Annotated in this window: 10 protein-coding genes; 7 read left to right on the top strand and 3 right to left on the bottom strand. The window is 69.4% G+C overall.

Annotated elements, in window-relative coordinates:
- Nucleotides 1–253 precede the first annotated feature (253 nt).
- The gene (locus tag ABI385_RS16860) at nucleotides 254–1,702 is read left to right on the top strand and encodes a serine hydrolase (protein ID WP_348104920.1); all 1,449 of its coding nucleotides are present in this window, start codon (nucleotides 254–256) and stop codon (nucleotides 1,700–1,702) included.
- A gap of 159 nt (nucleotides 1,703–1,861) precedes the next feature.
- On the opposite strand, the gene ABI385_RS16855 is transcribed toward ABI385_RS16860, so the two are convergent.
- A complete protein-coding gene (locus tag ABI385_RS16855; RefSeq protein ID WP_348104919.1) occupies nucleotides 1,862–2,620 on the bottom strand; it encodes a DUF1707 domain-containing protein in 759 nt (252 codons plus the stop codon).
- Nucleotides 2,621–2,902: 282 nt separating this feature from the next.
- On the opposite strand from ABI385_RS16855, the gene leuA reads away from it, so the two are divergent.
- Both leuA and ABI385_RS16845 read left to right on the top strand, forming a co-directional pair.
- The gene (gene leuA, locus ABI385_RS16850) at nucleotides 2,903–4,639 is read left to right on the top strand and encodes a 2-isopropylmalate synthase (protein ID WP_348104921.1); all 1,737 of its coding nucleotides are present in this window, start codon (nucleotides 2,903–2,905) and stop codon (nucleotides 4,637–4,639) included.
- Nucleotides 4,636–5,658 carry a lactonase family protein gene (locus ABI385_RS16845; RefSeq protein WP_348104918.1) on the top strand — a complete coding sequence of 341 codons (1,023 nt, stop codon included), beginning with the start codon at nucleotides 4,636–4,638 and terminating at the stop codon, nucleotides 5,656–5,658. The genes leuA and ABI385_RS16845 overlap by 4 nt, the downstream gene beginning before the upstream one ends.
- 252 nt (nucleotides 5,659–5,910) lie before the next feature.
- On the opposite strand, the gene ABI385_RS16840 is transcribed toward ABI385_RS16845, so the two are convergent.
- Nucleotides 5,911–6,543 (bottom strand): alpha-ketoglutarate-dependent dioxygenase AlkB, encoded by a 633-nt coding sequence (locus tag ABI385_RS16840; RefSeq protein ID WP_348104917.1) that lies wholly within the window; start codon nucleotides 6,541–6,543, stop codon nucleotides 5,911–5,913.
- 273 nt (nucleotides 6,544–6,816) lie between these two features.
- On the opposite strand from ABI385_RS16840, the gene ABI385_RS16835 reads away from it, so the two are divergent.
- Complete coding sequence (locus ABI385_RS16835) at nucleotides 6,817–7,764, top strand: AraC family transcriptional regulator (RefSeq protein ID WP_348104916.1); 948 nt, start codon at nucleotides 6,817–6,819, stop codon at nucleotides 7,762–7,764.
- 75 nt (nucleotides 7,765–7,839) lie between these two features.
- Here ABI385_RS16835 and ABI385_RS16830 read toward each other — a convergent pair whose 3' ends face one another.
- On the bottom strand, nucleotides 7,840–8,034 hold the full coding sequence (locus tag ABI385_RS16830; RefSeq protein ID WP_348104915.1) for a hypothetical protein: 195 nt from the start codon (nucleotides 8,032–8,034) through the stop codon (nucleotides 7,840–7,842).
- Nucleotides 8,035–8,169: 135 nt separating this feature from the next.
- On the opposite strand from ABI385_RS16830, the gene ABI385_RS16825 reads away from it, so the two are divergent.
- The 3 genes from ABI385_RS16825 to ABI385_RS16815 all read left to right on the top strand — a co-directional run bounded on the left by ABI385_RS16825 (nucleotide 8,170) and on the right by ABI385_RS16815 (nucleotide 9,989).
- Complete coding sequence (locus ABI385_RS16825; RefSeq protein ID WP_348104914.1) at nucleotides 8,170–8,328, top strand: hypothetical protein; 159 nt, start codon at nucleotides 8,170–8,172, stop codon at nucleotides 8,326–8,328.
- A 63-nt stretch (nucleotides 8,329–8,391) separates the two neighbouring features.
- Complete coding sequence (gene recO, locus ABI385_RS16820; protein WP_348104913.1) at nucleotides 8,392–9,183, top strand: DNA repair protein RecO; 792 nt, start codon at nucleotides 8,392–8,394, stop codon at nucleotides 9,181–9,183.
- Nucleotides 9,180–9,989 (top strand): isoprenyl transferase, encoded by an 810-nt coding sequence (locus ABI385_RS16815; RefSeq protein WP_348104912.1) that lies wholly within the window; start codon nucleotides 9,180–9,182, stop codon nucleotides 9,987–9,989. Before recO ends, ABI385_RS16815 begins: the two co-directional genes overlap by 4 nt.
- The last annotated feature ends 52 nt before the right edge of the window (nucleotides 9,990–10,041 follow it).

Here is a 10,041-nt window from a genome sequence, read left to right as displayed (position 1 = left end):
CGAGGGTCTCGCGCGCAGCGATCGCCGCTTGGTCGGGAACCTCGGGGTGCTCGGGGCCCTCGAACTGCGCGATCCGTTCGAGCAGATAGGGCGGCACGATGCCACAGCGGGTCGACGTAGAGGGCTCGGGGCGGCGGGCTCGGCGGTTGCTCATATCCCCACCCTGACGGCGACCACCGACAGCGGCAAGTCTCCCGCCCTGTGAGTCGCCGGTGCTCCGAGACCGGCACCCGACGAGGCATACGGTTGACGTGTGACCCACACCGCCGCGGACCGTGGACGGCTGGTACCTCGGGCCCGGACCGGTGAGGCTGGGGTCGACGCAGCGGCGGTGACCGCGTTCCTCGACACGATCCAGGCCGGTGGGGTTGAGATGCACAGCCTGATGCTCCTGCGGCACGGGAAGGTCGCCGCCGAGGGCTGGTGGGCTCCCTTCGCTCCCGACCGTGTCCACCTGCTCTACTCGCTCAGCAAGTCCTTCACGTCCACCGCGGTGGGGTTCTGCGTCGCGGAGGGAAGGTTTGCGCTGGACGACCGCGTCGTCGACCTCCTACCCGAGCACACGCCAGACAACGTGGCCGAGCGGGTCAGCGCACTGACGGTCCATCACCTCCTCTCGATGTCGACCGGACATCGCGAGGACACCCTCAACCAGGCCCTCTCTCTCGAGCCGCACGACGTCGTACGCGGCTTCCTCCGGATCCCTCCCGAGGAGCCGGTGGGGTCACGGCACGCGTACAACAACTCCACGACCTACGTCCTGGCGGCACTGGTCGAGAAAGCGAGCGGGTTGGCTCTGTTGGACTACCTGCGGCCGCGACTGCTCGACCCGCTCGGGATCGGCGCTGCCCGTTGGGACCTGGACGAGCACGGCCAGGCAATGGGGTTCACCGGCCTACACCTGCAGACCGAGTCGATCGCAGCGTTCGGACAGCTGCTGCTCCAGGACGGCGTCTGGGAGGGGCGGCGCGTGCTGCCGGAAGGGTGGGTGGAGCTGGCGACCCGCACACACGTCGACAACGCCGAGAGCGGCGAGAACCCTGACTGGCAACAGGGGTACGGCTACCAGTTCTGGATGTCGCGACACGGGTTCCGCGCAGACGGCGCGCTGGGTCAGTTCTGCGTCGTGGTCCCGGAGCTCGACCTCGTCGTCGCGACCACAGCGTTCAGTCTGGACATGCAGGTAATCCTCGACGCGGTCTGGGCGCACCTGCTGCCCGGCGCCTCGGGTGTGGTCGGCGCCGCCCCGGAACTGGCGGCCGAAGACGAGCTCGCCGAGCGGCTGGCCCACCTCACCCTCCCCGAGGTCGAGGTGGACCCCGAGGTGGTGCTGTCACACTCACGCACCTTCGAGGTCGCCGACGCTGGCCGGCTGTCGCCGCTCACGACCGGGACCCAGGTGACGGTCACGCCGGACGGCGACAACACCGTGGTCACGATGGCGCTCTCCGAGACGACCCTGACGTTCGGCTGCGGTCGCTCGCAGTGGACCGAAGGGTCGTTGGACGGGACCCCTGTGGTCTGCCGGGGAGGATGGACCGACCCTGAGACGTTCGAGGCTGACCTCGTCCTCATCGAGACACCACACCGGATTCGGTTGCACGCCAGCGGGATCCGGCTCGATGCGGCCTGGAACACCCCGCCCCTCACCGGTCCTCGCATCGAGTCGCAGCTGCCCGGGGCGGTCTGGTCCGCCTGGTGACGTGACGTGGGGCCTGTGCGGAGGCCCCTGCGGACTCTTGCGTCCGACGAAGTGGTGGCCCTGGCCACCACGCTGTCGGACGCAGCGCGAGGGTGGAGCGCCGACGCGGCTCATCGACATCTCGGTCACGGGTCTCGCGTCAGAGTCGCGGCTCTCGCGTCAGGGTCGCGGCGTCGAACCGGATGGTGCGTCTTGAGGTCCGGTCGATGGCCCGCTCTCCGAGGACGCCCCCGAGAAGGGCTTCTGCGCGGGAGGCGCGGCAGTAGTCCCGGCTGCGTCAGCCGTCATGGCGTTTCGCCGCATTGCCTTGCGGGCCTGGCGCCGGTCGTTCCACCCGGGGTGGCGAACCCGCACCGAGCCCGCGCCTGAGCTTCCGTGCAGCACCAGCAGAGGCATCCCCGGACGGGGAGTCTCGTTGACCTGGTTGGAGACCGAGCCCACACCTTTACCGATCCGGTCCGTGTTCACACCCCAGCCATCAGGTACGACCAGTACCACCCAGCCGAGCCCGCCCATCACCGCGATGTCGACGACGGCGTGGGGGCAGTCGGCCTGCTGGAAGTCGACCCTGAGGCTCGCGATGCCCGCGTTGAGCCGCACGAAGGCCGGTACGGTCCAGAAGCCTCGACGCACGTGGCTGGACACCCCGGCGGTGATGGTGAGCCGGTGGTCGGGGTCGGCCCCCAGCTGCTGGTGCGTGGCGGCCACCGGGCCGGCCAGCTGCCGTGACGGGGGCACGACCGGCAGGTCAGCGACGAGCCGGTCGAGGTCGAGGAACGTCCGGGCCGCCCGCGCCACGACCATGCGCTGGTCGAGCTCGCCGTCGGTGAGCCGACCCTCGGCGTACTGCTGCCGCAACAGCAGGACCACATGCTCGCGCTCAGCGTGGCCCACGCGCAGCTGCCCCGCACTGTCCATCACCTCATCGTAGGCGAGATGGGCGGCGAGATGGGAGGCGATGGTGCGGGGCGAGTCCTACGACGGCCACCGAATCCCACATCTCACGATTCGAGCGCTCGCGAGGCGGGGTGGACGGGCGGCGAGGCACCGGCATACCCTCGGAGTGTGCGTTCGGCGCTGCTTCTCCTTCGTTGCCGCGACGAGGCCTAGTCACTCGGCCTTCCTCGTCGCGGAGCTCGTGATGCCCGGCCGGCCCCACAGCGGCGAGACAGCCGTAGCGACGACGAGGACGTGACGTACATGCTCTACCCCCAGACGGCTTCCGGTATGCCGTTCGGCAAGTACCAGCCCTTCCACGAGCAGATCGCCGTGGACCTCCCAGACCGCACCTGGCCGACCAAGCGGATCAGGCAGGCGCCGCGCTGGTGTGCCGTCGACCTGCGCGACGGCAACCAGGCGCTCATCGACCCGATGAACCCGGAACGCAAGAAGCGGATGTTCGACCTGCTCGTGCGAATGGGCTACAAGGAGATCGAGGTCGGGTTCCCCTCGGCGAGTCAGACCGACTTCGACTTCGTGCGTCAGCTGGTCGAAGGCGGACACATCCCCGACGACGTGACGATCCAAGTCCTCACCCAGTGCCGCGACCACCTGGTGGAGCGGACCTTCGACGCGATCCGCGGCGCCAGACAAGCCATCGTGCACTTCTACAACTCGACGTCGGTCCTGCAGCGACGGGTGGTCTTCGGGCTCGACCAGGACGGGATCATCGACATCGCGGTGCAGGCGGCGCGGCTGTGCCGCAAGCTCGAGGAGACTGTGCCCGACACCGACGTCTACTACGAGTACTCGCCGGAGTCCTACACCGGCACCGAGCTCGAGTTCGCCGCGCGGATCTGCAACGAGGTCATCGACGTCATCGACCCGAGCCCCGACCACCGGTTGATCATCAACCTCCCGGCAACGGTCGAGATGGCCACGCCCAACGTCTACGCCGACTCGATCGAGTGGATGAACCGGCACCTCGACCGGCGTGAGTCGGTCGTGGTGTCGCTGCATCCGCACAACGACCGGGGGACCGGGGTTGCGGCGGCCGAGCTCGGATACCTCGCCGGCGCCGACCGGATCGAAGGGTGCCTGTTCGGCAACGGCGAGCGCACCGGCAACGTCTGTCTCGTCACGCTGGGGATGAACCTGTTCTCCCAGGGCATCGACCCGCAGATCGACTTCTCGCACCTCGACGAGATCCGTCGCACGGTGGAGTACTGCAACCAGCTGCCGGTCGGAGAGCGGCACCCCTGGGGCGGCGATCTCGTCTACACCGCCTTCTCCGGCTCCCATCAGGACGCCATCAAGAAGGGTTTCGAGTGGATGGACAAGGACGCGAACGCTGCCGGCGTGCGCGTCGAGGACATCCCCTGGGGCGTGCCCTACCTGCCGATCGACCCGCACGACATCGGCCGGACCTACGAGGCCGTCGTCCGCGTCAACAGCCAGTCGGGCAAGGGCGGCGTGGCATACATCATGAAGTCCGAGCACCACCTCGACCTCCCCCGCCGTCTGCAGATCGAGTTCTCCGGCGTCGTCCAGCGAGGCGTCGACCAGGACGGTGGCGAGGTGGCGCCCGACGCGCTGTGGGGGCGGTTCGAGCACGAGTACCTCCCGTCCGCACTGGACGCCTGGGGCCGGTTCTCTCTCGTTTCAGTCCATTCCGACTCGACTGTCGACGGCGGCAGCCGGCTCTCCGTCACGGTCAGGGACCAGGGCAACGAGGTACGCGTCGACGGCGCCGGCAACGGGCCGATCGCCGCGTTCACCGTCGCGCTCTCCACGCTCGGGGTGGATGTGCGGGTGCTGGACTACCAGGAGCACGCCTTGTCGGCCGGTGGGGACGCCCGGGCGGCCGCCTACGTGGAGTGCGCCGTCGGCGACCGCGTCCTTTGGGGTGTCGGGCTCGACTCGTCGATCGTGAACGCGTCGCTCAAGGCCGTCGTCTCGGCTGTCAACCGCGCCGAGCGCGACGGGGCGGCCGCGTGAGCGACCGCTCGCCAGCCCGGTTCGTCGTCGGCGGCTATGGTTCGGCGCTCGGTGCCGTGACGCTGACGGACGATGGTTTCGGCTCACCCGATGACGTGGCCCTCGCCGAGCGGCCGTCCTGCGTCATCGTCTCGCCGGACGGTCGGTTCGCCTACGCCGTCCTCGAGAACGCCGTGGGCGCGGTCGCCGCCTGGGCAGTGAGCCCAACCGGCTCATGGCAGCCGCTCGGCGAACAGCCGACAGGGGGGGCCGACCCCGCCCATCTCGCGCTCAGCCCGGACGGTCGGTGGCTCGTCGCCGCGAACTACACGTCGGGTTCCGTATGCGTCCACCCGGTTCGCTGTGACGGATCCCTCGGTGCCAGAACTGATCTCGTGCAGCATGAGGGTCCGCTTGGTCCCGTCTCCGATCGCCAGGACGGTCCGCACGCGCATCAGGTCGTGTTCGTGGCGCAGGACGTCATCCTCGTGTGCGAGCTTGGTCTGGACCTGGTCATCACCTATCGGATCGATCTCGCAGGCGGGCTACTCACCGAACTGTCGCGGGCGGCCCTCACCCCTGGGACGGGCCCCCGGCACCTGGTGTTGTCCGCCGACGGGCACGAGGCATACGTGGTAGGAGAGCTGTCGTCGACGGTGACGACCTGCAGGTTCGACGGGATCGACTTGCAGCCCGGAGTGTCGGCGTCGACCAGGCTCCCGGGTGAGACTCGTCAGAACACCCCAGCCGGGATCGTGCTGAGTGCTTCCGGCGACTCGGTGATGGTCTCCAACCGCGGCGACGACACCCTCGCCGAGGTCGAAGTCGAGGGCACCGACCTCCGGCTCGACGAGGTCGTGTCCTGCGGGGGGCAGCAGCCGCGGTGGCTCGCGCTCGGACCGGAGAAGGACCAGCTCCTCGTCGCGAACCAGGGGTCGGACCGGGTCACCGTGCTGCGCAGGGGTCCCGGCGGCTGGGCCGCGACCGGCGGGTTCGCCTGGCCAGCACCAACCTGCCTCGCACTGCTCCCCTCGGCTTGACGGGCTGACCTGACTCGACTGGCCGGTGATCCACCGGACTCAGATGCTGTGCGCCCCGGATGACCGAACTCAGAAGTTTGCGAGCCCCGGATGACAGAACTCAGATCGTTGCGGGTTCCCCACTGCCGATGTCGGAACTAGCGTGAAAGATCTGAGTCCAGTCGGAGAAGAGGTGAGTCCGGTCAGTCGCGGTCGCGGGAGCGGGAAGTCGCTCCGGCGGGGCCTCGGCTCCCCGCGAGCGTAGGCGACGGGTCAGCGGACGCCGCGGGCCCGGAACTGGATCGAGACCCGCGGGCCGACGCCCTTGGCGGTTTTGGGGATCGCGTGGTCCCAGGTGCGTTGGCACGAGCCGCCCATGACGACGAGGTCGCCGTGACCCAGCGGCAGTCGCAGGGCGGTGCGTCCGTCGTCCCGTGGCCGAAGCGCGAGGGGACGTGGACTGCCGACGGACAGGATCGCGACCATGGTGTCCTCTGACGTCGAACGTCCGAACCGGTCGCCGTGCCAGGCCACGCTGTCGTGGCCGTCGCGGTAAAGGCAGAGGCCGGCCGTGACGAACCGCTCGCCGAGCTCGCTCTCGTAGTGGTCGCTCAACGCCTCCCTCGCCTGGACCAGCAGGGGATGAGGGAGGGCTTCATCCTCGGCGTAGAACTTCGTCAGCCGTGGCACGTCGACCACCGAGTCGTACATCTGCCGGCGCTCCGACCGCCACGGCACGTCGCGGAGCAACGCCACCAACAGCGTGTCGCCGCCAGCCAGCCAGCCGGTCCGCAGGTCGACCCACGCCCCGCGCGTCAGTGGCCGTCGCTCGACCGATGTCCCGAGGTCGCCCAGCGTCATCTCTTCCGCGAGCTCCAGCAGCGAGCTCTGCAGCACCATCGACATGACCACGAGCATACCCGTTGTCTCGAACACCTGTACGGAAAAGGCCGCCTGACACTCCGAGGTGGAGGGGAGAGGAGTTGAACCTCTCTCGCGCCGAAGCGCTTCTCTCCCAGAGAGCCCCCCGTGGGGTGGTGCGTCGAGTGACATTAGCCGCCCGGCTCGAACCCGGCAAGCCGGGTATGCCTCGGTGTCTTGGGCCTGCCTGGCGTCCCAGGTGCCACTGAGCAACCTCGGTCAAGCACCTGAGGGGTCGGCTACGGCAGTCTCGTGGTCATGACGACGAGCGAGCAGGTGACGCGGATGGCACCGGACCGGTTGGCCACGGTGCTCGACCTCGCCCAGGCCTGCCTGGACGACTCGTCGTCTACCGCGCAGGAGCTGGCCGGGCGGGCCTTCCTGTCCCGGTTCCACTTCGACCGGCTGGTGACGGCCGCGGCCGGCGAGCCTCCGGGAGGGTTACGCCGTCGGCTGCTGCTGGAGCGGGCCGCCTACCGGCTGACCACGACCGCAGACACCGTCCTCGACATCGCGGTGGAGGCCGGTTATGGCTCCCACGAAGGCTTCACCCGGGCCTTCGCCCGGGCCTACGGTGTCCCGCCCACGACCATCCGCCGGCACCGGCCACTCACCTTCCGCGAGCTCGAGCTATCCGCGCCCAACGGCGTGCACTTCCAACCACCCGGCGGCCTTCGGCTGCCCGCACCGCACCAGGAGACCCAGATGGATATCGTCCAGCACCTCGTCGACCACCATGTCGACACCCTCACCGCCATCATCGAGCGCGCCTCGACGCTGCCCGACGAGGTGGTCGACCACCCGATCACCGTCTCGGTCGAGACCATCGACGACCACCCGACCCTGCGCACTGTCATCAACGCGATGGTCACCCAGGAGGAGCACTGGCTGTCTGCGCTCCGGGGAGGCGGCTGGCCCGACGAGCAGGACCAGACGATGAGCGGGTTGCGCGACCGACACGCCGTCGCCGGTGCCGACTACCGGGCGTTCGTCAAGCAGACGCTTGCGGACGGGACCCTCGCGGATACGTTCGTCGACACCACCTGCCAACCGCCGGCCACGCATACCCTCGGCGGGACGATCGGGCACGTGATCACCTTCGCGGCGGTCCGTCGCGCGCTCGCCGTTGGCGCGTTGGAGTCGGCGGGGATCCGCGACCTCGACAACGGCGACCCACGGCCCTTTCTCGACGAGCGGGCCGGCTGACCTGCTCACGCGGGCCCCAGTCCCGGGCCTGGATCGTTCAACGTGGGTTCAGCCCGCGACCCGGCCAACCCTGGCTCAGACGGTGGGGTCGGCTCCGTCGGGGGCTGGCGACGGCGCGTAGTGCGCCACATGGACGGCGACGCCAGCAGCGCGCAGCGCCTGGACGACCTCGAGGTCGGCGGCCTCGTCCGTGACCACGTGCGCCATACGGTCCACCGGGACGGTCTGGACCATCGTGTCGATCCCGAGCTTGGTGTGGTCGGCGAGCACCGCCACCTCCTGCGCCGTCCTGGCAATGGCCCTGTCGACCGCGGCAGCGGGGTATTGGGTGGGCCGGCCTGCGGGACCGCATCGGACGCGGCTGTCGTCATCGGTGGCACCTTGCTCACCGGGGGGTCCGGCTCCATGGTCGGCACCGCCGCCGGTGTTCTGCTGCTGGGCACCATCAATGCCTTCATCGTCGAGCTGCAGCTCGACTCCACGTGGAACAACGTGGTCAGCGGGGGTTTCCTGGTCGTGGTCGTCGTACTCCAGCGTGTGCTGAACTACCGCCGGTCCGGCTGAGCCCACCGCCGACACTCCCCGCAGCCAGGGCGTGCCGTCCCCGTCCTGGGAGACAATGGGGGAGTGCCCCTCTACCGCGACGAGGCGGTCGTGCTGCGCACCCACCAGCTGGGCGAGGCCGACCGCATCATCACCCTGCTGACCCGCCAGCACGGCCGGATCAGGGCGGTCGCCAAGGGGGTTCGGCGCACCCGGTCCCGGTTCGGAGCTCGCCTCGAGCCGTTCATGGTGGTCGACGTGCAGTGTTATGAGGGGCGCAACCTCGACACGGTGACCCAGGCTGAGACAATCGCTCCCCACGGCCAGACCATCTGCCGCGACTACCCGTCCTACACCGCGGCGACGGTGATGGTGGAGACCGCCGAACGTCTCACGGAGGAGCACGAGCCGTCGACGCAGCAGTACCTGCTGCTGGTAGGAGCGCTGCGCTCGCTGAGCGGGGCGGAGCACGACCCCTCCCTGGTGCTCGACGCCTATCTGCTGCGTTCGCTCGCGGTCAACGGATGGGCGCCCAGCTTCTACGACTGCGCAAAGTGTGGCGCGCCGGGGCCGCACCGGGCCTTCAACATCGCGGCCGGCGGGTCGGTGTGCACGGTGTGTCGCCCACCCGGGTCCGCTGCCCCCGCGACCGAGACAATGCGGCTGCTGGCGTCCCTGCTGAGTGGTGACTGGGTTCTCGCGGACGCCTCCGACGAGAGGCACCGGCGGGAAGGCAGCGGGTTGGTGTCGGCGTTCCTGCAGTGGCACCTGGAGCGGGGAGTGCGTTCCCTGCGACACGTCGAGCGCCGATCCCACCCCGAGAACCGTTCGGCTGCAGCGCAGTCGCCGGAGCTGCTGGCCCAGGAGCCGGTATGACGCCGGGTGCGGACGCGCGGTATGCCGACCCGTTTCCCCACCCGAGCGGCGCGGTGGCGCCGTCGATCCCCACCATAGTGATGCCGCGTCACGTCGCGATCGTCATGGACGGCAACGGCCGTTGGGCCAACGCACGTGGCCTGCCGCGCACCAAAGGTCACGAGGCCGGTGAGGCGTCGTTGCTCGACGTCGTGGCCGGGGCGATCGAGGTCGGTGTCACGCACCTGTCGGCCTACGCGTTCTCGACCGAGAACTGGCGTCGGTCACCGGACGAGGTGCGGTTCCTCATGGGCTTCAACCGCGACGTCATCCGGCGCCGGCGCGACCAGCTGGACGAATGGGGCGTGCGGATGCGCTGGGTCGGCCGTCGACCACGGTTGTGGCGTTCGGTCATCAGCGAGCTGGAGGTCGCCCAGGACCTGACGAAGGACAACACCGGGCTGACGCTCTACTTCTGCGTCAACTACGGCGGGCGCGCCGAGGTGGCCGACGCCGTCGTGCGCATCGCCGAGGACGTGCGGCTTGGCCGGCTGCGGCCCCGGTCCATCGACGAGCACACCATCGGGCGCTACCTCGACGAGCCGGACATGCCCGACGTGGACTTGTTCGTCAGGTCATCGGGCGAGCAGCGCACCTCGAACTTCCTTCTGTGGCAGTCGGCCTACGCCGAGATGGTTTTCCTCAACACCCTCTGGCCCGACTTCGACCGGCGAAACTTGTGGGAGGCGATCGAGATCTACGCCCGGCGGGACCGTCGTTATGGGGGCGCCGTCGACATCCCGGACGCACCGGACACCCCGTGGTGAAAATCGTCTGACGTCCACCCCGGCGGTCGCCTCCCAGCGGCTCGACCGGCAT

Origin of the sequence: Lapillicoccus sp., from assembly GCF_039935575.1 — a bacterium.
In the GTDB taxonomy this organism is placed as follows: Bacteria; Actinomycetota; Actinomycetes; order Actinomycetales; family Dermatophilaceae; genus Lapillicoccus.
Note: the sequence above shows the minus strand (reverse complement) of the source record. Positions and strands in the feature narration are given on the sequence as shown.

What these genes read in the sequence shown, in the direction of transcription:
- ABI385_RS16855 (WP_348104919.1), bottom strand. Translation starts at nt 2,620, where the DNA reads ATGGACAGTGCGGGGCAGCTGCGCGTGGGCCACGCTGAGCGCGAGCAT.
- ABI385_RS16825 (WP_348104914.1), top strand. Translation starts at nt 8,170, where the DNA reads ATGGTCGGCACCGCCGCCGGTGTTCTGCTGCTGGGCACCATCAATGCC.
- ABI385_RS16840 (WP_348104917.1), bottom strand. Translation starts at nt 6,543, where the DNA reads ATGTCGATGGTGCTGCAGAGCTCGCTGCTGGAGCTCGCGGAAGAGATG.
- ABI385_RS16815 (WP_348104912.1), top strand. Translation starts at nt 9,180, where the DNA reads ATGACGCCGGGTGCGGACGCGCGGTATGCCGACCCGTTTCCCCACCCG.
- leuA (WP_348104921.1), top strand. Translation starts at nt 2,903, where the DNA reads ATGCTCTACCCCCAGACGGCTTCCGGTATGCCGTTCGGCAAGTACCAG.
- ABI385_RS16835 (WP_348104916.1), top strand. Translation starts at nt 6,817, where the DNA reads ATGACGACGAGCGAGCAGGTGACGCGGATGGCACCGGACCGGTTGGCC.